Source organism: Photobacterium sp. GB-56 (assembly GCF_003026105.1).
Lineage (GTDB): Bacteria > Pseudomonadota > Gammaproteobacteria > Enterobacterales > Vibrionaceae > Photobacterium.
This window is the reverse complement of record NZ_PYNW01000003.1, coordinates 22,272-47,719: the sequence shown is the minus strand read 5'-3', so window position 1 is coordinate 47,719 and position 25,448 is coordinate 22,272. Positions and strand designations below refer to the sequence as shown.

17 protein-coding genes are annotated in these 25,448 nt (G+C 40.2%); 10 read left to right on the top strand and 7 right to left on the bottom strand.

The window, feature by feature from the left end; all coding sequences use genetic code 11:
- Window positions 1-177: 177 nt before the first annotated feature.
- Window positions 178-2,022 carry a hybrid-cluster NAD(P)-dependent oxidoreductase gene (locus C9J42_RS04920; protein ID WP_199189318.1) on the bottom strand — a complete coding sequence of 615 codons (1,845 nt, stop codon included), beginning with the start codon at window positions 2,020-2,022 and terminating at the stop codon, window positions 178-180.
- 205 nt (window positions 2,023-2,227) lie between these two features.
- Here C9J42_RS04920 and C9J42_RS04915 point away from each other — a divergent pair, with 205 nt between their 5' ends.
- Entirely contained in the window at window positions 2,228-2,800 is a 573-nt protein-coding gene (locus C9J42_RS04915; RefSeq protein WP_107206767.1) for a cytochrome b/b6 domain-containing protein, read from the top strand.
- Between the two features lie 179 nt (window positions 2,801-2,979).
- Here C9J42_RS04915 and C9J42_RS04910 read toward each other — a convergent pair whose 3' ends face one another.
- Window positions 2,980-3,651 carry a type 1 glutamine amidotransferase domain-containing protein gene (locus C9J42_RS04910; RefSeq protein WP_107206768.1) on the bottom strand — a complete coding sequence of 224 codons (672 nt, stop codon included), beginning with the start codon at window positions 3,649-3,651 and terminating at the stop codon, window positions 2,980-2,982.
- 110 nt (window positions 3,652-3,761) lie between these two features.
- Here C9J42_RS04910 and C9J42_RS04905 point away from each other — a divergent pair, with 110 nt between their 5' ends.
- Window positions 3,762-4,652, top strand: coding sequence for a LysR family transcriptional regulator (locus tag C9J42_RS04905; protein WP_107301724.1), 891 nt, complete (start codon window positions 3,762-3,764; stop codon window positions 4,650-4,652).
- A gap of 137 nt (window positions 4,653-4,789) precedes the next feature.
- A complete protein-coding gene (locus C9J42_RS04900) occupies window positions 4,790-5,347 on the top strand; it encodes a sugar O-acetyltransferase (RefSeq protein WP_107292567.1) in 558 nt (185 codons plus the stop codon).
- A 193-nt stretch (window positions 5,348-5,540) separates the two neighbouring features.
- Here C9J42_RS04900 and C9J42_RS04895 read toward each other — a convergent pair whose 3' ends face one another.
- Both C9J42_RS04895 and C9J42_RS04890 read right to left on the bottom strand, forming a co-directional pair.
- Window positions 5,541-6,560 (bottom strand): J domain-containing protein, encoded by a 1,020-nt coding sequence (locus C9J42_RS04895; protein ID WP_107301723.1) that lies wholly within the window; start codon window positions 6,558-6,560, stop codon window positions 5,541-5,543.
- A 436-nt stretch (window positions 6,561-6,996) separates the two neighbouring features.
- The gene (locus C9J42_RS04890) at window positions 6,997-7,761 is read right to left on the bottom strand and encodes a TerC family protein (RefSeq protein ID WP_045083054.1); all 765 of its coding nucleotides are present in this window, start codon (window positions 7,759-7,761) and stop codon (window positions 6,997-6,999) included.
- A 368-nt stretch (window positions 7,762-8,129) separates the two neighbouring features.
- Here C9J42_RS04890 and C9J42_RS04885 point away from each other — a divergent pair, with 368 nt between their 5' ends.
- Together C9J42_RS04885 and mltC are read left to right on the top strand one after the other, a co-directional pair.
- A complete protein-coding gene (locus C9J42_RS04885) occupies window positions 8,130-8,387 on the top strand; it encodes a hypothetical protein (protein WP_107301722.1) in 258 nt (85 codons plus the stop codon).
- 27 nt (window positions 8,388-8,414) lie between these two features.
- Entirely contained in the window at window positions 8,415-9,533 is a 1,119-nt protein-coding gene (mltC, locus tag C9J42_RS04880; protein ID WP_107246442.1) for a membrane-bound lytic murein transglycosylase MltC, read from the top strand.
- Window positions 9,534-9,597: 64 nt separating this feature from the next.
- Here the strand turns inward: mltC and murQ are convergent, their stop codons facing one another.
- A complete protein-coding gene (gene murQ, locus C9J42_RS04875; protein ID WP_107294394.1) occupies window positions 9,598-10,497 on the bottom strand; it encodes an N-acetylmuramic acid 6-phosphate etherase in 900 nt (299 codons plus the stop codon).
- A gap of 151 nt (window positions 10,498-10,648) precedes the next feature.
- Between murQ and C9J42_RS04870 the strand changes: the two genes are divergently transcribed.
- The 5 genes from C9J42_RS04870 (at window position 10,649) to putP (ending at window position 21,866) form a co-directional block, all read left to right on the top strand.
- Window positions 10,649-11,470 carry a MurR/RpiR family transcriptional regulator gene (locus tag C9J42_RS04870; protein WP_233220724.1) on the top strand — a complete coding sequence of 274 codons (822 nt, stop codon included), beginning with the start codon at window positions 10,649-10,651 and terminating at the stop codon, window positions 11,468-11,470.
- A 178-nt stretch (window positions 11,471-11,648) separates the two neighbouring features.
- Complete coding sequence (locus C9J42_RS04865; RefSeq protein ID WP_107301720.1) at window positions 11,649-15,605, top strand: AsmA family protein; 3,957 nt, start codon at window positions 11,649-11,651, stop codon at window positions 15,603-15,605.
- A 631-nt stretch (window positions 15,606-16,236) separates the two neighbouring features.
- Window positions 16,237-17,763: a nitric oxide reductase transcriptional regulator NorR gene (norR, locus tag C9J42_RS04855; protein WP_107301719.1), complete on the top strand. Its 1,527-nt coding sequence runs from the start codon at window positions 16,237-16,239 to the stop codon at window positions 17,761-17,763.
- Between the two features lie 189 nt (window positions 17,764-17,952).
- The gene (gene hcp, locus C9J42_RS04850) at window positions 17,953-19,614 is read left to right on the top strand and encodes a hydroxylamine reductase (protein WP_107301718.1); all 1,662 of its coding nucleotides are present in this window, start codon (window positions 17,953-17,955) and stop codon (window positions 19,612-19,614) included.
- A gap of 764 nt (window positions 19,615-20,378) precedes the next feature.
- Window positions 20,379-21,866, top strand: coding sequence for a sodium/proline symporter PutP (putP, locus tag C9J42_RS04845; protein ID WP_107206780.1), 1,488 nt, complete (start codon window positions 20,379-20,381; stop codon window positions 21,864-21,866).
- A gap of 107 nt (window positions 21,867-21,973) precedes the next feature.
- Here the strand turns inward: putP and C9J42_RS04840 are convergent, their stop codons facing one another.
- Together C9J42_RS04840 and C9J42_RS04835 are read right to left on the bottom strand one after the other, a co-directional pair.
- The gene (locus tag C9J42_RS04840) at window positions 21,974-24,349 is read right to left on the bottom strand and encodes a Lon protease family protein (RefSeq protein ID WP_107206781.1); all 2,376 of its coding nucleotides are present in this window, start codon (window positions 24,347-24,349) and stop codon (window positions 21,974-21,976) included.
- A 211-nt stretch (window positions 24,350-24,560) separates the two neighbouring features.
- Window positions 24,561-25,439 (bottom strand): 6-carboxytetrahydropterin synthase, encoded by an 879-nt coding sequence (locus C9J42_RS04835; protein WP_107261936.1) that lies wholly within the window; start codon window positions 25,437-25,439, stop codon window positions 24,561-24,563.
- Window positions 25,440-25,448: the final 9 nt, after the last annotated feature.

Sequence of the window (25,448 nt, the reverse complement as noted above, 5' to 3'; positions counted from 1 at the left end):
AATGGCTTCTATGCTTACCTTCCAGTTGAAAGTACATAAGAAGCCATCTAAATAACAAAGTTATTGCAATTGTTGACCTTTGTATTCACCCGTCAACGTTTTAAGGTAAGCGATGATTTATCAATATCACCTTGACTTATAATCATCGACATCGCCTCCTAAATTACCTGTAGCTCACTATTTAATGATTTCTAGATCACTTCTAGGCACACAGCAACATGCTAGCACTTTTCCTTCAGCACGCTCTTGCGATGAAAGTGCTGGAACCTCTGGTTGTTCTACCTCTCCAGATTTCACTGTGACCTTACAAACCCCACAAAAACCAGCACGACAGCTATAATCCATCTTAATACCAGCCGTTTCTGCTTGCTCTAATAACGTCGCTTGGTTATTCCCTTGGAAAAGCTGTCCATCAATTGATAATTCGACCGTCTTTTTTTCTTCGAGTGCATGACGTACAGGCCCAAACGCTTCTTGGTGATAACGAGAAGCTGCCATGCCCATATTGAGCAATAACTTTTTCGCCGACGACATAAAGGCATCAGGACCACAAACAAATACCTGACGTTTATCTAAATCACTCATCATGGCTAAATGACCAATGCTTAGTCGTCCAGATTCACCTTGCCAGTCGCGTTTGGGTTGCGTTAATACGATACGTAAATCAAGAGAAGGATGCTTCTCTTCTATTGCGCGTAATTCCTCTAAATAAGGAATATCAGCTTCAGTACGGCATTGATGATAAAACACTACATCACGCACTAAATCATGATCGGATAAATATCGTAGCATCGACATCATTGGCGTTACACCACTCCCCCCCGAGAGCAATAATAATTTATCCGTATGTACCCCTAGGTGAAAATCACCACTCGGCGATTCAGACACCAATGTATCACCGACTTGAAAATGCTCATGTAACCAATTAGAGATGCGACCGTCATTAACTCGTTTTACTGATATTGCATAACGCCCAGGACGTGATGGGCTAGAAGATAATGTATAGCGACGAGAAATATATTCACCATTCACTTCTAACTGAATCGGTAAATGTTGCCCCGGTAAATAAGTCGGTAACGCTTGGTTTTCTTGATGAGATTCTAGCCAAAATGTAGTGAAATCTTGCGCGATATCTTCACGCTCGACACACGTAAGCTGTAATTTTTGTTCACTATTATCTGGATATATTTCTTTCGGTTTCGTTTCTAATATTTCAATGGTGTCACCAACAGAAATAATACCTTCATTAAGTGCCACAAGATTTTGTCCGAAATAGACATTACCCGTTTCATCTGCGCGGAATTTTGCCATCGTAACCAACGGCTCTTTACTTTCGCTAAACGTTGCTGATTTAGGATTGACCGTAGTTAAAATGCATCGAGCACAAGGTTTGACCGCTTCAAACTCTACTTCACCAATCCGAATACGTTTCCAACCGTCTTCTGCGAACGCTTCCGTATTACTCACCACTAAATTGGTTCTAAACTGATCCATGGTGTGGTGTTCACTACTACGCGCATTAAGCGCTTGGAGCGAGGCTTCACTAATCACTAATAACGGATAACCATCAGCAAAACTCACATTTTGACTAATTTTAGGACGAAGACGATTTGATTGCTCACCCGTAAACAACAACTGAACGGGTTGCCCTAGCACATCACTAAACCATGAATTCGCTTGCTCCGTCGTGGTATAGGCGATGAATGTATCTCCCCACACAGTTGAGGACGCTTCAGCCATATCAAATTGAGCATACATCAATACTAAACAGGCTTTATCTTCGTAACTCAATACAATGCCATCGGCAATTAGTGCCGCTTTCACTTTTACCATCTTGGGAGATTTACGTGCCGTGATCATATCGCCTGATAGGGTCGCAACCATGAAACGACGATCAAAACTGATCCCCTGTTTTTCGACCCAAACTTTGGATTGGCTGATGCCTGCTATTGATTTTACGGGAAAGACATTTAATTGGGATAATTGTGGTGTATCTGAAAGTGTGCTCACTACTCTCTCCATGACAATATGTATTGGCAGCAATAGTGTAACACTGTATTAACAGGGCTAAAAAAGAAATCTATCGAACATTTTTGGCTATTTACGCATTAAAAATGAATATTTACTTTACAAGTTTTAATCTACTTTCTATCTGCTTATTTTATTCCTTTATGCTAAATTTCCTATATCTATCATATCATTCTTATACCACTGATTAAGGTTCACTATGCCGCTACTTCATTCTTTTTGGCGCTACATCAAACATTACTTTCCCAATACGGGGCTGCGCCATATTCATACTTCATTAGCCGCTTTAGTGATCTTACAGATCTTAAATAGTAATTTAGTGCACATGACCCATGCCGGTGAAATCGAAAGTGGCGTTTTCTCTACCCTCTTCTTATGGGTACATATTATTCTTGGCATATTGACCGTTGTCGTCACACTCGCAATGATTAGCTACATGTTAGTTAAACAATCATTTCGTCAATTTTTCCCTTACCTTTTTGGTGACAATGCCGTTTTATTCGATGACTTAAGACAACTACGCCACGGTAAATTACCCGAGCCAAGAGAAAAAGGCTTAGGGAATATTATTCAAGGATTAGGTATTGGCGCGTTGATCTTAATTGAAGCCGCAGCACTGATATGGCTGGCGCTGTGGTTAAGTCACTCACCTTATGCTAACGATGTGAGAGAGATCCATAAATCTCTGACAGGTTTAATTGAAGCATACTTAATTGGTCATGGTGGTATGGCACTGCTTCACTTCTTTATTGAACGTAAAAAATTCGCTTAATTTTAAACCCACTTTATAAATAAAAAGCATAGCCCAGTAATGTTTGCATCCCATGATAGGGCAAATATTACTAGGCTATGATATTTAGCAGCACCGATACAAAATATCATGTTAGTCAATAACTCAAACCACTGCGCTATTTAAAATCAGATACTTGTTAAACCCTATCAACAATCTAATTACGTCAGTGATGTCACTAACGCCTTACCAACACCGTGAGCACTAGTCGGGTTTTGGCCAGTAATCACTCGTTTATCAACGATAACCAGTTCTTGCCAAGGCTGTACTTTACTAAAGCGCGCCGCCTTTCTTGAAAGCGCTTCTTCCAGTAAGAATGGAATATGCGTAATCGTACCGAAATCGATTTCTTCTTCACGTGTAAAGCCCGTTACCGATATAGATGCAAGTAGGCTGTCACCATTACTTAATGTAATAGGAAGCAATGCCGCTGGGCCATGACATACCGCCGCTATAACGCCACCGTTTTCGTAATGTTTTGCAGCTAATTGCGCAAAATCAGTATTGGTGGAAAGATCAGATAAAAGACCAAAGCCACCTGGATAAAATACCGCATCGTACTCATCAATATTCACTTGCGAGACGGGGATCGTATTATTGATTCGGTTCTGAAAATTATCATCCGCCAACACAATGCGGTTTACCTCATCACCTTCGATATCCGTACCATAAAGTGGCGCTTTACCCCCTTTAATCGATGCGATGTCATAGTCAAAACCAGCGGCAGTCAGCTCATGAATAACGTGCGTTATCTCTGGTGAGTAAGTGCCATTCGCTTGGTCAGTATCGCCCAGAGTTGCATGATTCGTTACAGGGATCAGGATCCTTTTCATTGTCTTTTCCTTCAATGATTGAGTTCAAAAACATGTTAATTCAATTCAATATGGCTGATAATATAGAAAATTGGCAAATCATTGTTGTTAAATAGCAAAGATAAAGGTCTATGAATAGTTTCGATGGGATCATTGAATTCGTTGCAGTCGCTGAAAGCCATGGCTTTTCCTCTGCGGCTAAACAGCTCGGTTGCAGCACAAGCCACGTTAGCCGACAAGTCTCAAGGTTAGAAGAGAGATTAGGTGTCGCCTTATTAGCTCGCTCAACCCGACAGGTCAATGTAACCGATGCTGGACAATTGTATTATCAACAATGCAGAGGACTGGTAAATGGGTTACAACAAGCCAGCGAAAGCGTAAACACACAGCAAATTACACTGAGTGGAACATTACGTGTCAGCGCTGCCGGTGCATTTGCCGAAGAGCATGTCGCTCCAGCGCTAATGGCATTCGCGAAGTCTTACCCTGATCTTACTATCGAGATGGATTTTAACTCTCGTATGGTGAATTTTATCGAAGATGGTATCGACTTTGCGATCCGTTATGGGGCACTAAAAGATTCAGGTTTAGTCGCGAGAAAACTCGTTGATCGCCCTATGGCTGCGGTTGCCAGCCAAGACTATTTAGCCCGTTATGGAGAGCCTACTCACCCTAGCCAATTGAAACAACATAGCTGTATTATTGCCAATAATGACCACTGGCTCTTTGAAAAAGATGGCAACACAATTAATACCCGTGTTCACGGTCGATGGAAAAGCAATAACTCTAATGCTGTTATCTCGGCATGCGAAGAAGGGCTAGGCATCGCGTACATGCCTAAAAGTAGCCTAGCGAAAGGGTTAGATTCAGGTTCGCTTATTCCGATACTGCAAGATTTTTGGGGTAAAGGTAATAGCAGTTGGATCGTATATCAAAACCAACGTTTTCTTCCTGTCCGTGCTCGCTTAGCAATAGACTATTTAATTCATTATTTCTCTGATTGGGATTCACTACATAAATAAACCCTTAGCCATTGCTTTCATCTTTTGGGTAGATTGGCTCTATTTTCTTGGGAATTACTTACTCAATAACAATCTAAATCAGTAAGTAAACATAACGTTTTTATTTCAAATAACTCTATAGCACGTTGAGAGACAACATGACTGAATTCGAAAAAATGCTTGCCGGTGAAGACTTTGACGGCGGCGCAGACTGTATTAACCAGATTCGTCAAAATGCTTCGAACTTATTACAGACCATTAACCAAAGTACAGATGACTGTCAGCGTCATGAACTATTTCAACAGCTAATGGGAAAGATTTCTGCATCGAGTCACATCCGCTCCCCCTTTTATTGTGAGTTCGGTAAAACGATCTCGATTGGGGAAAAGACCTTCATCAATATGAACGTAACAATGTTGGATGGCGCTAAAATTATTATTGGCAATAACGTAATGATTGGCCCGAACACCCAGCTTTACTGTGCTAGCCATGATCTAAACTATCTCAATCGCCGTAACTGGGAAACCATTTGTGATCCTATTACGATTGAGGACGATGTATGGATTGGGGGCAATGTTGTGATCAATAAAGGTGTGACCATTGGTGCGCGTTCTGTAATTGCAGCTAACTCAGTGGTTAATACCGATGTACCACCTGACTCTCTATATGGTGGAACACCTGCTAAATTAATCAGAATTATTCATGAGAACCAATAGGCGATCAGGGTTTAGCAATAATCTTATGCATGCTGCATAGCCACATAACATAACGAGTTTGTCTAATATGTGAGTTAGCCTAATAGCTAACTCACATATGGACAGAAACTGCTTAGATTAATTGCTCTACTTTCGTCAGTAGATATTAGAAAAAGTATGGATAGAAGCAGGTTGCAGCGCTTTGTTAGGTTTTCTATGATAGTGAGTAAGTTTCTTCATAACCATTTTCTCGCCCACTGTGTTTCACAATTAAAGAAGACGACTCAAGTCCTTTGTTAATGAGTAGTTGAGTAATTTTCTTACTGCTAACCCCTCTCAATAGTGGCCGTAACCGCTTATTCTCCCGTCCATTTTTCGAAACTGCTTCGAATAAATCTTTGAAAACCCATGAATCTTTGAGATCATCTTCAAATAAGTCCCTTAGAATTTGTGCATAATGAGACTTAAACGAAAGATCTTCTAAGAATTCTTCTAGTTCTTCTTCTATTCTTCGTATTTTTTGATTAATTATAAACGCCCCAAATCCAGCATAAATACCTATTCCAAAGGTCAGCAAATACCACATTAATGTGAACTGTTTAGATTTAGCCTTTTGCTGCTCATATTGATAAGCCAACCCCTTATATCTGAGATATTCTTTCATTTTGGACTCATATTTTTTTAGAGCCGCTGATTCCTCTGCTGTCAGTGTAGGTTTGTCTTTCTTTTCACTATCTTTTGAGACCTTTAACTGCGCATTCTTCACAAGGTCACTTTCTATAGGCTGAGATACAGAAACAGGAGTTTCCCCCACTTCAGGTGTAAAGCTTGAGGTTAATTCTTTTGGTAGATCTTTACCCAAGAAAATAGCTCCTGTAGAAATTGCCGCTAGAATTAAAGCTATATTTTTATATGATTTCAGCTTATTTGTTGCACTGTAGAGAATTTCCTTCTCTGACTTTTCCACTTTCTTTTCTAATACTCTTTGCTCTCTAGCAACAGCATTCATTTCTTTGATGCTTAGCTCAAATTGTTTAATTACTGCTGGAAGGTTTCTTAAAGAGGCTTGTTCTTGCAAAACATCTCTAGCTTTATTTATACGAGCCATATCATCGGTATCTCCACCTTTATCAGGGTGAAGCTTCGATGCTAATTTTTTAAATGCTTCGTCAACTTTATCACCAGTGATATCTCCTTCGATATCAAGTAAAAGCGTTGCTTCTTGAATATCCATTCAATCCTCGTTTTGAGCCTAACAATGTATTAATAATCATTTTTGCTTTCACATAGCATGGTGACTAAAAATTTAGACAATTTTACTTTGATTGCGCATATGATGTCATTATGTTAGTGATATTTTTTTGCTTACAAAACAAGGTTACAAAGACAAAGGTTAAAGGTACAAATAAAACTAATCCAAAATATCGTTAATACGATATGAATGAGTATTAGGTCTAACTGATAAAGGGGCAAAAATAAGTTAGGACACTAAAATTTAAGCCTGTGATGACTCATATTATTCGAGTGAAAAGACTTTCGTTTAGTTAAATATAACAATGCAATTTGGTTACAAACCAACAGTAATAAATAAACGATGAAGGTTTTATACTGCAAAAATAAAAAAGCAGAGCACATAGGCTCTGCTTTTATATTATCTGTCGAATACGCGGTTATTTTACTTTAACTGCCCAGCCACATTGCTGTGGGTAGATACGACGGATAATTGTCTTATTTCGCTTTTTCAATAGGATGTGGCAGGTTTCAATTAATAAACCAAATGCCATCGCAAAATACACATATCCTTTATTCAAATGAATCGCAAAACCTTCAGCCATTAACATACCACCTAACATTACTAAGAATAGTAGTGCTAATGTTTTCAAGCCCGGATAGCGCAATACATAATCGTTGATCTTCTCAGCACACAGTACCATCACAACTGCTGACGCTAAAATCGCAGCAACCATCAGTGGGACTTCACTTGTCATACCTACCGCTGTGATCACAGAGTCCATAGAGAACACCGCATCCACCGCTACGATTTGCAGCAAGACTAAAGCAATACCTGCTCGCACTTTGCTGGCTTCTTGGTGATGAGCACCAGAGAAACACATCCACAATTCTTTTAAGCTTTTCGCTAATAAGAATGCACCACCACCAATCATGATCAAATCACGACCAGAGAACGGAGAATCAGCAATAGAGAATAATGGTTGAGTTAATGACATTACCCAACTGATTGAGAACACAAGACCAATACGCGCAGCAACTGCTAGTGCAATACCTAGGTTACGGGCTAATTTGCGTTGATGTTCTGGTAATCGCTCACATAGTACTGAAATAAATACAATATTATCGACACCTAATACCACTTCTAAGGCAAATAAGGTCGCAAATATCATCATTGCTTCAGGTTGAAGGAAAAGATCTAGCATTGAATAGACTCCTTAACAAAGGAGTTTAGGAAAAGAGAACAACTCGTGGGGTCGTCCATATGTATTTTATACCTCTTAAAATTAAAGTCGCGCTATTCAACCACAACCATTGCGAATAACAATTGAGATATTGTAACAACATGTAAGCGACGCCTACCGTATGACTCATCCAGGGTGGCGATTAATGGTAGTAGTAAAATACACGGTAAAAATAATCTTGAATTCTTCCTCTCAAAATGGAAACTCTATATTTTACTTTTTGTTAAATATAGAGCGATAATGAAACATAATTTCTGGTTATTAATTGCATTTGTAAGCATTTTTTCAACATCTACTCAGGCCAAGTTCTCGTCGACACGCTACATTCAGTGAGTAATGGCTTACAAAAGCTGCAAAACAGCATTCAACAGTCGAAACGTCAGCTCACAGAAAGAAAAGAAAACCGAGAGTGCCTCGAAAAGGGATGGAACAACATCAAAGATGATGACGATGAAGAAAACTACTGGAATAACTATCTCGCTCAACAAGCACGTGAACGTAAACAACGTGCAGAACAACATAAATTTGTCGATAATTTAACGTCTGATCTTAATAAAGCTATCCGTGATGCCGCCAATACCCATTAATCACGGAAATATGTGGTAAGGATAACCATGAAAAAAGCATTGCTCATTATTACAACCTGTTTACTTGCCGCTGGGTGTTCATCAAACCAAGTTGAATGTCTCTATAACTGCAAGCCCACTTATCCCAATCATAGCGGGAATATAAGCACTGGTAATGTGAATAATGAGCAAGCCATGCAGGCCTTATTGGCTTATCTTGGTGTACAAGTGAAAAAGCAATGGGGCGATGACGAATACCTGCAAGCAGGAAAACACCGTTATGTGAAATACTTTGATGGTTATCGTACACGTGCGCACATTGATTTTGATAACGGGAAAATTTACGTTTCAACGGTTGCTCAATACGCCCCCGAAGCCACACTGAAAAAAGCGATTGAAGAAACCTTGCTGATGCCAGCCGATCCTTCTCAAGTGGATTTATTCAGTGACAAATCGATTCCACTTAACGGTAAGCCTTTCTTACTGGGGCAAGTTAAAGATCATGATAACCAAGATATTCAATGGCCTTGGCGCGCTGGGCGTTTTGCTGATTATCTGATTGAAAATAAGCTGCACACCAAGCCACTCAAACGAGGCACAGCTTACTATGTTGAAATAGATATGGTGAGTGATCACCTTGAGCAACGTGAATACCAATATGCGGATTTAATTAAGCGAGCTTCTCGCCAATACGGTATTTCAGAAGATCTTATCTATGCGGTGGTAAAAACTGAAAGTAGTTTTAACCCGTTTGCTGTCAGCCACGCAGGGGCTTACGGTTTAATGCAAGTGATCCCGAAAACAGCGGGGGCGGATGTATTTAAACTGGTGAAGAACAAACCGGGGATACCAACCAAAGACTACCTGTTTGATCCGGCTAACAACATTGATACGGGGACCGCTTATTTGCACATTTTACAAACCCGCTATTTAAGGGATGTGCGAAATCCTACCACTAAGCATTACAGTATGATTTCCGCTTATAACAGTGGTGCAGGTGGCGTGTTATCAACCTTTGATTCCGATAGACAGCGAGCCATGGATAAGCTCAATCAATTGCAACCCAATCAAGCCTATTGGGCGCTCACAAATAAGCACCCAAAACTTGAAGCGCGCCGATACTTAGAAAAAGTGCTGAACTTCCAAAAAGAATTTCAAAATTTATAACCGCCTATAGCACTAACAAAGCCCTATCATCGACCATCGAGATAGGGCTTTGTGTTTTGTATCGTTAGGCTTGGATGGCTTGGCGAGTAAATCCGTTATTTTTCGCTAATAAGTCTGCGGCTGTTTGAGCATCAACACCAGCTAAGATCATCACAATCGCGGTTTTACAATGATCATTACAGGCAGTTAATGCGCGTTCTGCTTCTTCACGGCTACATTCGGTTGCTTGCATCACAATGTTTTTCTGGCGTTCAACCAGCTTAGCGTTGGTTGCTTCCACATCCACCATTAAATTGCCATACACTTTACCAACCCGGATCATCGCCCCTGTTGTCAGCATATTTAACACTAACTTTTGTGCTGTGCCTGCTTTCATACGTGATGATCCCGTTACAACCTCTGCCCCAACCACTGGCGTGATAGCGACATCGGCAACAACAGCCATTGGGCTTTGTGGGTTACAACTAATAGACGCGACCATCGCATTTTGTGCTTTGGCATATTCCATCGCACCTATCACATAAGGAGTACGTCCACTGGCTGCAATGCCCACTAACACATCTTTTGAATTAAAGTTCAGATCAATCAGATCTTGTGCGCCCATTTCACGATTGTCTTCTGCGTTTTCTACCGCTTTTAAAATCGCTTTATGGCCACCAGCTATTAAGCCAACAACCTGCTCTGGCTTGCTACCATAGGTTGGCGGGCACTCACTGGCATCTAAAATACCTAATCGACCTGATGTACCTGCACCTACGTAAATTAAACGTCCACCTTGTTGAAAAGCCGCTGCAATAGCATCAACGACAATGGCGATTTCAGGTAATACTTGTTCAACCGCTAACGCGACTTTTTTATCTTCATTGTTGATCACCTTTAGCATCTCAACCGTGGATAACATATCGATATTTTGGCTTGCCGTATTGCGACTTTCTGTGACGAGTTGGGTCAGATCAATCTTCAAGGTTTTCATCCTAGTTTTATTCGTTCTTTATTCATCATATTCAACAAGCGTATCAGGCTCTAGATTCTTGTTCGCGATTAACATAACGCTGTAAATATCACGGTAACTCAGTGTTTTTCAGGCTATTATCAAGATAAATGCTCGAACTGTTATGACTATGACTGCACTTGATAAAATCGCCAACCTACAATCACAATTCTCCCCTAATGGTCAAAAGATTGCGACCTTGGTTTTAGCACAACCTGAATTAGTGGTTTCACTGTCATCACAAGAGCTTGCGAAAGCGGCCAATGTTAGTCAATCGAGTATTGTAAAATTTACTCAGCGTATTGGTTTTAAAGGATTTCCTGCCTTTAAAATGGCGATCAGTGAAGAATTAGCAAGGCACAATACCATCGGCGGTAATGTGCTAAATCAATTATCGACTCAACCAGAGCCCAATAACACGCTTGCGAGTAGCTTAAGTAAAATGGCGCAACAAAAAGCCAATGCCATTATTGATACAACCAAAGCGATTGATACTCAATTACTGACCGATATTGCAGCAAGATTAAGCCAAGCCCAACGGATTCAACTCGTCGGACTGGGAGCAAATGCCATTATTACCCGTGATTTTAATGATAAATTGCTAGCCTTAGGTTTACCTGTTATTCACAGTAAAGATCATGCATTGCAAAGTACCATCGCCAACACACTAACAGAGCAAGACGTGCTTTTTGTGATCAGCAATAATAGTGAACAACCTATTTTACAACTTACAGCCCATGCCGCTAAGCTTCATGGCGCTGCCATTATTGTCATAAGCACACCCGACGATTTACTGCTTAATTCCCTTGCTGACATGAAGCTCAATATAATTTGTGAGCCACCACTGCATAGCATTGCGAATCAGCATTTCAATTTACACCTTGCAGCACAACAAACGCTGACCGACATCATTTGCATTGCCTTACAACAAGAGCTAAATCGCTGAATTTATTTTTTGTTACCTCTAACGGCGTAATATAAGGGAACCCTATTTTTGCTATACTGTCTGACTATATTATTTGGGCAGTATATCTTTGCCAGCAATCTGCAATGCCGATTAATCATCGCTTTTTCGCAAGATGCCAGCATGCTGCACGCCTTCATTAGAGAAAATCTGACCAATTATGACGCAATCACACATTCCAGCTGAGACGGACTCATCCTCTGAAAAACAGGATAATCCGGTTCAGCCACCAAAGAAAAACAAACTAAAACAAGTGGCGAAGTGGACTTCTATTGCCATACTCACCCCTATCATTGCCGCAACTGGGGTACTCGCTTATGGGGTTAAGATCGATTTAGCTGACCACCGGCATGATATCAACCAATGGTTAAGTTCTACTTTAGATCGTGAAACAACCATTGGTGGTGACATGTCACTGACCCTATCATTTAGCCCTGAAATTGAGTTAAGCGATGTCACCGTTGCCAATACTAAAGCAATGAAATGGGAGCCGATGCTGAAATCAGGCTACATTGGTGCAAAAATTTCTGTTTTGCCTCTTTTATCTCATACCCTAAAGATTGACTATCTGGATCTCAAAGATATTTCATTACACCTATCAAAAGATAATCAAGGCAAAGCGAACTGGGTGTTTGCCGAGCAAACCAGTGAAAAACCGAAAGAAACCACTCAATCAACACCGTTTAAACTGGCACTGAGCAATAATATTCGAGCGGAAAAAGTATCGGTTGATTATTTAGATCAACATACCGGACAGTATGCCAACGTATATTTAGATCAATTATCGTTAACCAAACCGGATAAATGGCTATTACAAGCGAAAGGTAATGCCATGGGCAATGAATATGATGTTTCACTGGCCGGTGATTTAGAATCCCTGATCAATGAGCAGCAAGGTAAATTAGACGCAACAGGCAGCTTTGCTGGGGCGAAACTCAATATTGATGCAGATATTCATCCATTCCACAGTAGTACGCCGTCAACAGCCAACGTAAAACTTGATTGGGTTGATACCGCGCAGCTTGAATCCCTGCTTGATATTGATTTGCGTCATGCCGCACCAATGTCACTAACAACCCAAATTACGGCGTCTAGCAAAGGCATTTCACTGGCTGATATCGCGCTAACGAGCCCTATCACGTCTGCTAAAGGTTTCCTTGATATTTCATTGGCTCAAAACGCCAAAGATCTTAATCATATTAACGGTAAGCTAAATATTCCGTTAATCGATCTGCGTCCATGGTTACAACCCCAGCCTCCGGTTATGTACGGTGTCGGTTATGCAGCGGCAGCCCCTCAACAATCGCCCCTACAAAAAGCGCTAGATCAATGGCTGGTTAAAACAGAAACCCACCTTGATCTATCCGTTGATGAGATCAAAGGCTTAGGTACACCTGTTAATAATATCTCGCTTAAAGTGGAAGGCGATAAAGGTAAACTTCACGCCCCAATGACTGCCAATATTGCCGATGTGCCATTTCGTGGCACGGCTGATATTGATGCTACCCAATGGACATCAACCGTTGATGTGAAATTAGGCGCTAAAGACTCCCAATTAGGTGAAATGGCAGGTTGGATCTCAGGGATCCCACATGCCAAAGGGCATCTTGATAAGGCTCAACTACAACTGACGACTCAAGGCACTAAACTTCAAGACTGGATTGATAATAGCCAGCTCGCGCTGAATATTGATAAAGCGCATATTGATTGGGGTGCCAAAGCCTCTTTTGCCATTGATAAAGCCGCACTAACCTCTGGTATGGAGCAACCCTTTAGCTCTGACATCCAAGGTAAGATCATGGATATCCCTGTTAAGATCACAGCTAAAGCAGGCACACTATCCGATATTATTAACCACCATAATTGGATGCCATCACTGCACTTTTCCAGCCCTGTTGTTGACATAAAAGCACAAGGCGAATTTGTAAAAACTAATTGGCAAAAAGGCAGTTGGTTAAACCTAACCGTACACAGCAAGGATGTAGGCAAACTAAGCCCATGGCTGGGTACACGTGCATCGATGCATGGCAAAATCGATTTCAAAGGAAAACTCACCAATACCGGTGATTGGCTAACATTAAATATCCCCACGATGGCGTTAATGCAAAGCCAAGGTAAGGTCGATTTTAAATGGAAGCAAAATACTAAAACGCCATTTTTAACCCTTAATGCGCAATTTAATACCCTAAATTTCAATCAGCTAGGGCAATTTGTTGATCGCAAAAAAGTACCAACCGTTGAGCAAACAGTGCCAACTCAAGGTGTCAATCTTGATATGCCGTTACTTAGCAATAAAGTCGTGATTGCCGATGCTGATGTCAAACTTGGCATCAATAAAATGCTGTGGGCAAATCAACAAATTGATGACACCCAATTTAGTGGTCAATTACGTGACGGTAAATTAAAACCCGCCCCTTTTAGTGCTCGCTATGCGGGAAGTTTGTATCAAGGTGATATTTCACTGGATATCAATAATAACGCTATCCAATCTCAACTCCATCTAGGGGTGGATAAGCCGAATGTTGGTCAAATATTAAAACAGTTCAATGTAACCAATGATCTTGGTATGACACTCGACAGCGCTAAATTATCTTTGTCGTTATCAGGTCGTACTGTGCTTGAGTTAATGGAACAGGCTAAAGTCGAGGCACAATTAAACGGCGGTAAACTGCGTGTTGCAGATACTTACACAGGCAAAGCCTTTAATGTCGCACTTCGTCAGGGTAAGTTTATTACAGGTCCTGATACCGCAACTCACTTAACTATTTCAGGCCAAGCTGCAAATAAGCCCGTTAACATTGAGATTGATTCTGTATCACTGAAACAAGCCAATGATGGACGTAAATCGGTGCCTGTTACCTTAACGGCTAATGTGGGTGATATTGCACTTAATGCAGAATCGAATGTATCGCTACCGATTAATCCACAAAAGTTAAATTTAACCTTTAAGGCAACAACGCCTAACTTAGATCGCTTTAATGCGTTTACCGGTCTTGAGCTACCACCGTATGGCCCTGTGACGGTTGCTGCATCCCTTTCAACCGATAAAGTCGGCTACCATTTACGTAATATGCTGGTTCAGGTTGGGAGCAGTAAATTACAAGGTAAAGGTGATTTCTTACCACCAATGAAAGGCCAAGATCGCCCTACCGTATCATTAGATCTTCGCGCGCCGTTCATTCAAATTAACGATTTTAAAGTTAAAAATTGGCAAGCATGGCTACCTAAAGACAGCAAAGAGAAAACAACACCAGCAAAAACAGTCGATAAACCCGTACCTGTTCTTAGCCCTGAAGGTTTAAATAAACTAAATGCTAATTTCAAACTCAATGTCGGTGAAGTACGCTCAGGTAAAGACTGGTTAGGTGCCGGAAAATTAGACTGGACATTACATAATGGTTTACTGAGTTTAAACCCGCTGCACATTAAATTACCAGGCGGAAATATTGATATTAAAGGCTCGGTTAAAGCACAAAAAGCGCTGTTTGATATCCATCTTAATGGATTAGTGAAGAACTTTGACTACGGTATTATTGCTCGTCGAATCGATCCAAAAACCGATATGAACGGTAAGATCAGCTTTGAATTTAATCTTAATAGTCTAGCCAATACTCCAGATAGCCTAATGAATAACGCTAACGGTTTTATCGGTTTTGCGGCTTGGCCTAAAGCTTTCCAAGCTAACTTAATAGATTTATGGGCGGTAAGTTTAGCCGATGCTGTATTACCTAAATTTGTGACTAAAGATCATTCCGTATTAAATTGCGTAGCCGGTGGCTTTAATGTCAAAAATGGCAACATGACGCAACGTGATTTATTACTTGATACTTCCCGTATTCAAGTCCATGGTGCTTTTAATGCAAGTTATAAAAATCGTGATTTTAATCTGTATTTATCGCCAAAATCGAAAAAAGCTCAGATTTTCAGCTTACAAACACCGGTTGATGTTCATGGTACCTTTAATAAATTCCATTTTGATGTACCACTGTCCGCTATTATAAAAACATCAGTGCGCTTTACGACTAGCCCTGTAGTAGCACCATTGCAATGGCTATTTGAAAAGCCCATCGCAGCCAATGGTTCTGCTGAATGTGAACGCATTTGGCAAGGTAAGTAATCATCAAAACTAAAAAGACCCAGATAACTGGGTCTTTTTTTACTCACTACGCCATCATTTTATTTATCGCCTAAATATTTGCTTTTATAGGTTGAGGCTTTAGCAAAGATAAAAAGAGGAAACAGAATCAAGACCAATCCTAGCGAGTATTCAATCTTACTATTTTCGAGTAATTGATAAGTGCATAAAATAATAATTGAAAAGACAAATAAAATGTTAACTTTATGTATCAATGGATACTTTTTAGATAAGTAAGCATAAGCGCGGATCATGAAAAACTCGATAATATTTGTCGTCAGTAAGATAATTTGATTATAAAAAATTGCTTTTTTAAAAATAAGTACCAAATAGATTTTATTCCTACTAACAATCCAAACTATGATTTCCATTCAAAATTAGCGTCACAAATCAATCACTACAGATGATAGTTCGTTATTTTTTTGGCGTTTTTTTTCATGTAAATAGTAACTAAAAAAACTTTTGCCCTATCGACAATTCCGTTCAAAAAATAAACATTTATATAAAATACATCTTATGAGCTAATTTGTTGTTCTAGATTAAGCCTTAACGATCTCTATTTTGTTGTAATAAAGACAACAGATAATCAAAACGACATATAGATATTCTATTTATGCAATCAAATATCGACGCTGCACTGCTAAATATTGCCCTTAACCTCAGTACTCGACTGGCCAGTGATCATCATTACCAATCTTTAATTGATGGTGTAGAACAAGTCTTTCCTTGTGATGCTTGCGCTCTATTTGTTCTTGATCAACACGGTTTTCTTACCCCTGTCGCCGTTAAAGGGTTATCGTCTGCCGTATTAGGGCGACGTTTTTTACCAAGCTCTCACCCTCGCTTAGCTAAAATTATGGCGAGTAAAACACCTGTACGCTTTGACGCTGACTCGCCCCTTCCCGATCCGTTTGATGGCTTATTAATTAATGTTGATACAGAAATAAACGTTCACGACTGCTTAGGGTGTAGTTTGTATGTTGATGAACAATTAGTGGGGGTTTTGAGCTTAGATTCTTTGGCGGTGGGTGCATTTGATGATATCGATAACCTTGCGATAGAAACATTTGCTGCTCTTGCTGCTGCTACTGTCCGTAATATTGCCCAATTCAATGCACTGAAATTACAGAATAAAAAACAAAAGTCACTCAATGAAACCTTGATCCAACAAGCACGATCTCAACACAACGAGATGATTGGATTTAGCTCCGAGATGGATGCACTCAAAACCAATATATCAACGGTTGCCCAATCCAATTATGCTGTGTTGATCAGTGGTGAAACAGGTACGGGTAAAGAGCTTGTCGCACACGCTATTCATGCTCAGTCCCATCGTGCAGATAAAGCTATGATCTATGTAAATTGTGCCGCACTACCAGAAAACCTCGCAGAGAGTGAGTTATTTGGACATGTCAAAGGCGCATTTACAGGCGCGAATAGCCATCGAGCCGGCAAATTTGAACTTGCTGACAGTGGTACCCTTTTTTTAGATGAAATAGGTGAATTACCACTGTCGCTACAAGCAAAATTACTTCGCGTATTACAGCAAGGTGACGTACAACGTGTCGGGAGTGATCGTCATCATCATGTTGATGTTCGCATTATTGCCGCTACTAATCGTCATTTAGAGCAGGAAATAGAAAACGGTAATTTTAGAGCCGATTTGTACCATCGTCTTAATGTCTTCCCAATATTTGTCCCACCACTGCGCCAGCGACTGAGCGACATTCCTGTGCTTGCAGGCTATTTATTAGAAAAAGTACGCCAACAATTTAATGTACCCAATCTCCATATTCACCCTAAAACACTTGCTCTACTTGAGAAGCAATTATGGCCGGGTAATATTCGAGAATTAGAACACAGCTTAACGCGTGCGGCATTACGAGCAATTCAACATGGTGAGCAAACAATCACAGAGCACTATTTTGATAACGCCGCCACAATCGATGATGTAAAAAACACATCATCACTTTTCCCACAACAATCACAACCGATGCGTGAATTGGTTGAAGATTATCAAAAGCATTTGATCAGCCATAGTTATAACAAAATGGATAAAAACTGGTCAAAAACCGCGCAATTCTTGCAAATGGATCGTGGCAATCTTTACCGGATGGGTAAAAAATTTAATATCCATTAATCAGACCTAATGTTTTCTGATGTAATAATAACAACAGTGATCGATGTTTTTATTACATCAACATCTAAATAATATTTAATTTTTCATTAAAATTCAATAATTTAAACATGGCACGGTTAGTGCTATCAGTATTAGTAATACGACAACCTTGTCATTTATAACTATATAAACTAATGCTGGAGATTTTCCATGTTCTGTATTCAATGTGAACAAACGATTCAAACCTCACAGGTAAAAGGCTGCGCATTTGCTGCTGGTATGTGTGGTAAAACAGCAGAAGTTTCAGATCTACAAGATGTACTTGTTTATACCCTACAGGGGGTATCTTATTGGGCAGAGTTGGCTAAACGTTTTGACATTATTAATGATGAAATTAATCAATGGGCACCACGTGCATTTTTCGCCACACTAACGAATGTTAACTTTGATCCTGCCCGTGTCATTGAACTTGCAGAGCAAGCGCAAAGTTATAAGGCTCAATTAAAAGATCTTGTTATCACAGCTTCAACATTACAAGCAGAAGCTTTACCTGTATTACCCGCTGTTGCTCAATTTGAATTACCACTATCAGCGGCTGAAATTCTGGCTATTGCTCCGCAAGTTGCCGTTAACCGGGGTCACGATACCCTACATGAAGATGTGATTGGTCTACGTTTATTATGCTTGTATGGCTTAAAAGGTGCAGCGGCATATTTAGAGCATGCACGTGTTTTAGGGCAAACCAATGATAATGTTTACGCAGAATACCATCAAATCATGGCGTGGTTAGGTACAGATCCTACCGATCTTAATCAATTATTAGATTGTTCAATGCGTATTGGCTTGATGAATTACACCATAATGGAAATGCTCGATACCGGCGAGACAACAACTTTTGGTCACCCTGAGCCAACGCAAGTAAACGTAAAACCTGTACAAGGTAAATGCATTTTAGTTTCTGGTCATGATTTACATGATTTAGAAAAAATCCTTCAGCAAACAGAAGGTAAAGGTATTAACGTTTATACAAACGGCGAAATGCTACCTGCTCATAGTTACCCAGAACTAAAAAAGTATCCGCATTTAGTCGGTAACTTCGGTAGTGCTTGGCAAAATCAACAAAAAGAGTTTGCCAACTTCCCTGGTGCTATTGTGATGACGTCAAACTGCTTACTTAACCCTAATGTCGGTCAATATGCTGATCGTTTATTTACCCGTAGTATTGTTGGCTGGCCTGGCGTTGAACATATTGACGGTGATGATTTTAGCCAAGCGATTGATTGTGCACTCGCATTAGAAGGTTTCAAACATAATGAAATCGAACATATGATCACGATTGGTTTTGGCCGCAATGCGCTTATGAGTGCAGCACCTGCTGTAATTGATGAAGTAAAAAAAGGTAATATTAGTCACTTTTTCCTTGTTGGTGGTTGTGACGGCGATAAGTCGGAACGCAGTTACTACACCGATTTTACTGCTCAAGCGCCTGAAGACTCGGTAATTCTAACGCTTGCATGTGGCAAATACCGCTTTAATAAAAACCAATTTGGTAACATTAATGGTATTCCTCGCCTACTTGATGTTGGCCAATGCAATGATGCGTATTCTGCTATTCAACTTGCTTTGGCATTGGCTAAAGAGTTTGACTGTGGCATCAATGAGCTACCACTCACTCTGGTATTGTCTTGGTTTGAACAAAAAGCCATTGTGATTTTACTAACGCTATTTGCGCTAGGTGTTAAAGGCATTTATACCGGCCCAACCGCCCCTGCCTTTTTGACCGATAACCTACTTGCAATTATCCAAGATAAATTTGACATGCGCCCAATCACAACCGTTGAAAACGATCTAAAAACAATCCTTAACGCGTAACATTTTTACCTCCCCCTCATTGATATAGATATCAATGAGGGGGCGTTTTTTATCTTATAAGAGCTTATATATGTTAGCTAACTGGACAAACACCCATCCCATTAATTTGTATTGATAGATGGCAGGAAACAGACGATGCCGTCAGCATAAAATGAGCCACTAACAAAAGAAGAAATCGAACAAGGCTATATTCTTGCTTGTTCTTCTACAATTATTGCGAATGCTGAAGTTAGTTTTACATAAAAAATGTCTGTGGAAATAAACCACAGGCATACCTTTAAATTAGCGGAATAAATTTAATGTCTATTAAAACAATCGTTTTTAGTTATAGTTTTAATAACTAAAATAATGGTATCAATAAATTCAACCTTATTCGTTTATTTATACTCAATGCTACAGATAAATAATCGATTATAATAACGATGAATAATTTTCAATCATCACCCCCTTCACCTTAAACCTATACACATTTATACATACTTTTATAAAATCTTACACAAAATAGTTCACTTTATAACCAAAATGGGGTTATTTATTTGTATAACACATTTTTTACCCGTATTTTATTTAGCAGAGCAATCTTCATGTTTTATTTGGAATGAAGCACTTTATTACAGTGTCTATACGGGTTAGTCAGATTCTAAAACTATGAAATAATTATTTCTGAGCTATCTAAATAAAACAAAAAATAAATGTACTTGTACTCCTAACACCCAAACCAATTAATTGGCTGGCTTTACAGGTAAAGCAATACAGGAAATTCAATGTTTACTTATTATGTCGTTCTCGCGATCTATTTTTGCATTATTTTTGCTATAGGTATTTTCGCAGCAAGAAAGACGGAAGGTAATTCAGATTATGTTCTTGGTGGTCGTAGTTTAAGCCCTGGTGTGACTGCACTCGGGGCTGGTGCATCTGATATGAGTGGTTGGCTATTACTCGGCCTTCCCGGTGCAGTTTTTGTTTCAGGCTTAGATCAAATTTGGTTACCTATTGGTTTAACCATTGGTGCATGGTTAAACTGGCGCTTTGTAGCAAAAAAGTTACGTATTTATACCGAAAACGTCGGCGATGCGATAACTATTCCCTCTTATTTTGATACGCGATTTGGTAGTGGTAACCGCACCCTTCGCTTTATGACTGCTGTCGTTATACTCACGTTCTTTACTCTTTATGCTGCTGCGGGTTTTGTTAGTGGTGCTTTCTTAATTCAAACTTTATTTGATATTCCTTACACTACCGCAGTTTGGATTGGAGCCATATTCTTAATGGTTTATACCGCGATAGGTGGATTCTTAGCCGTTAACTGGGTCGATTTTTTCCAAGGTTCATTGATGTTCTTTGCACTCATCATTACGCCAGTCGTAACTTGGTATAACCTGGATCCAGCCATTGCACCTGATGTATTACCGACCCATTATTTTTCCGTTATTAGTGAAAATACGAGCGCTATTGGCGTGTTCTCATTACTGGCATGGGGATTAGGTTACTTTGGGCAACCACACATTCTGGTTCGCTTTATGGCAATTGGGGATGTCAAAGGTATGAGTATTGCTCGTAAAATTTGTATGAGTTGGATGATTGTCTCTTTAGTTGGCGCATTTGCAGTTGGTATTACTGGCGCAATGTACTACTCTGGCGCCGCTCATCACTTTGATAATGAAATGATATTCTTAGAGCTTGCGAAAGGCTTATTCCCAACATGGATCGCTGCAATCCTTATTGCCGCTGTATTGTCTGCCGTAATGAGTTCTGTTGCGGCTCAGTTATTAGCCTCATCGAGTGCGATAACAGAAGATATCACTCACTTTTTCAGCATCAAACTGAGCGAGAAATCACAAGTTGTCCTTGGACGTTTATCTGTTGTTGCTGTTTCGTTAGTCGCGATGATTTTTGCTAGTAACCCACAAAGCACGATTTTATCTATTGTTGGACACGCTTGGGCTGGCATGGGTGCTGCGTTTGGACCTGTTGTATTATTCTCGCTATTTTGGCGTCGTTGTAGCGCCCACGGTGCTATCGCATGTATGGTTGTTGGTGCAGGAGTCGTTATTGCTTGGATAGCTGCACATGCTGCTTGGCCGAACTCAACCTTATTTAGCGTCTATGAAATCATACCCGCCTTTATTTTATCATCAGCAGCACTGGTTATTGTCAGCCTTAAAGGTGAACAACCGAGTGAAAAGACACTACGTCATTTCGATGAAGTGAATGAACATTGTGAAAAACTCAAATTGGAGCCGCAAAAATAATCAAACGTGATTTATCACGATAAAAAAGCCGCATATGTTCAACTCAACAGAGTCAATATATGCGGCTTTTATTTTACATTGATAAGCGGCAACAAGAGATAAAGTAATTATCGCCTTAATGCATTTAGCTTAGTTTGCGCAATACCAAAGACAGTATCATTTGGATATATGCCTTGCTCTGCATCCGTCCCCGTTTGTTTACCGGTGAAGATCTCAATGGCTTGAGAAACATGGTCAATCGCCCAAATATGGAACTCACCTTTTTCTACTGCTTCTACAATATCTTTGCGTAACATTAAGTTATGTACGTTAGATTGTGGAATGATCACCCCTTGATTAGCGGTTCTTCCTTTGATCGCACATACATCAAAGAAACCTTCAATCTTCTCATTCACCCCGCCAATCGGCTGCGCTTCACCAAATTGGTTCATCGAACCTGTGATGGCGATATCCTGACGTAGCGGTAAACCAGAGAAAGCCGAAACAATCGCACATACTTCAGCCATTGATGCACTGTCCCCATCTACACCACCGTAAGATTGCTCAAAGGTAAGATGTGTTGTTAATGGGATCTTCGCTGTTTTACCAAATACTGATGCTAGATATGCCGAGAGAATCATCACACCTTTCGAGTGAATACTTCCGCCCAGTTCAGCACTACGTTCAATATCAAATACTTCACCACTACCGTACGCTGTAGTTGCAGTTATTCGGCTTGGTGCCCCAAATCGATAATCAGACGTTGCTATCACAGATAATGCATTAACCTGTCCGATGGCTTGATGATCAACATCGATGAGAGTCGTCCCTGTAACAAAGCTTTGCATCACATGATCTTTTAAGCGACTCACACGCTGCTCTTGATTTTGTAATGCCTGCTCAACATGGCTACTGCGGATCATGGTCGCGTTAGATGATTTCGCAACGTAATTAGTCTCACGTAGTAAGTTCGCAATATCAGCAGAATGTAATGACAGCTTATGCTGATCATCCGCTTGGCGAGAGCTGTATTCAATGATCCTTGCTATCGCTTTTCGATCACAATGGAGCATATCGCCATCATGAACGATACTGGCAATAAAGCGAGCATATTGCTCTTCAGAGGTATCTGTTCGCGGCATATCATCTTCAAAATCTGCTGTGACACGAAATAGCTCTTTAAACTCTGGATCGTAATGTTGTAGTAACTGATAGGTTTGATAATCACCAAACAAAATCAATTTTACATTCAATGGGATCGGCTCTGGCTCTAATGAAATGGTGCCAGACAATGTCACTTCTCGCTCAAGTGAACTTAAATTCAACTTTTGCGCACGCAGTGCACGTTTTAAACCATCCCAAACATAAGGGCGCTCTAAAACTTTTACCGCATCCATCATTAACACGCCACCATTAGCGCGGTGTAAACTACCTGCACGGATCAAAGAGAAATCAGTAAAGACGGTTCCTTTGAACGTCGCATTTTCAACATAGCCAAAAATAGAGTGGTAGTTTGGGCTCTCTTCAACCTCGATAGGAAACTTACGATCAACATCTTGATGAACAAGTACATTGATTTGGTAACGTCGCGGCATTTTCTTGTCTAACGATGCATAAGCTAATGCGACTTGCTCTTCACTTTCTTCTAAGAAAATATCAATATTTTCTAGAATATCGTTATACATTGCTGATAAGTAAGCTTTAATCTCAGGCAGCTTACTGTATTTCGCTTTCAGATCTTTAATGCAATGCGCAGTCACATCTTTGGCAATATCCTCATCAAGCTTTTGCTGCTTATCCGAGTACTTTTCTTCCCATTCCGTTAACTGACGAACAATACCACGCAGCTCAACTTCAAGATCATTGATCGTCTCTTCAAACGTTTGTTGTTCTTTATCACTTAATTCAGCAAATGAATCTTCGGTATGCGGCTCTTCACCATTCATCGCCACCAGCTGATAATCACCTTGGGTAGTAATGGTTAAGCCAACACCTCGCTCTTCTGCGCCCTTTTTCATTGTCATTAACGCATTTTCTTGTTTCTGCGCTAATTGTGTTTTTAACTTTTCAGCTCGGCTAATATAAAGCTCATTATCAAATGCCATTGGAAACGCTTTTACTAAGCGCTTCATGAGCTGTTCAATATCTTTTTTAAATGCACTACCTTGACCTGCAGGTAGCTTTAGCACCTTAGGGCAACGGGTATCATCAAAGTTTGAAACATAACACCAGTCATACAATGTATTGGCGTTACCATTAGGATCGTGACGATTTAAGTAGCGCATCACCATGGTGCGTTTACCTAATCCATTACGACCTATCGCATAGATATTGTAACCTTTTTCCTTAATCGACATCGCAAACTCAACCGCTTGTTGTGCTCGCTCTTGTCCTACTATTTCATCTAATGGTGTAAGGTGTTTGGTTGACTTACACTCATCACTCAATCCGTTTAGCGCTGATACGCGATACAGCTTGTCACTGGTTAGAGGTTTAACTGACATAATCGATCCCTCTCGTTACGACGTCTACCTTCAGTCTACTAATAAAATATTGATTTTTTAGAGACTTAAGCTATAAAAAGTGGCGTTAGTCTCATTTTTTAATGTTTAGCGCTGAAAAATTAGGCACAAAAAAAGCCTAACATTGCTAGTATCACTTTTAATATAGTAATACTCAGTAAGTTAGGCTTTTTTATTGCGTAATGTAACGCGATTACAAGGTTGCCATGGCTCCTTTACCTACCCCTTCGTAGGCAACAACATCAAGGCAATCAGCAGCAGATAAACTTGGTTTAACCTTTTCAGCAATATAACTGGCAAGTAATTCAACAGTGGTATCGGTGGCTAACATTTCTGTTTCTGAACGAGCAATCGCCAGTTCAAACTCACCTTGTGGTGCGGTGTAGCGGAAACCATAGTGGGTTTCATCCGATACCGATTTGGCACACTCACTTAAATTCAGTTCGTTGACACTGCATACATCTTCTTCTGAGCCTAAGTAAATATCTTGCCAACGCTTCGCCCATTGCTTCTCTAGTTCAGCATTGCGCTCGCCATTAACAATAAGCTCAATCGGAGAACGGTGACCGTGTGCAATGCGTTGACAGTTACCATCATGTTTTTTCAAACCGTGACTGTAATGATAAAAAGCACCTTGAATGGCTTCGTGACGAAGTGTTATTTCAAGACCTTGTACATTCTTAGGTAGATTGTCTTTTAGCACGTGGTAAACATGCTCAGTCACGCTTTCAATCGTTACTGTCTCTGCATCAATAAAGCAGAAAGCCTGCTCAGGACAATGTAAGTGAATACTTTTATCTTCTCGCAGAAGATCGACTGTCGCATAGCCCGTTTTAGTCGCGGCAGTGTGAATTGCTGGAGATTTAGCAGGCACAATTAAACGGTGATCAACATATTGATCAACTAATTGTTTGATCTGTTTCTTAACACGACTGAAATCAAGCACCATGCTCATTTCATTTAACTCGCCCGACATCACCACATCAAGAATCCAACTTTCGCCAACCATACCGCGATCGGTACATAGGTATGACGCATCAATTACAGTGAGATCTCTGACAAATAGCTTCAAAGTGAAGTC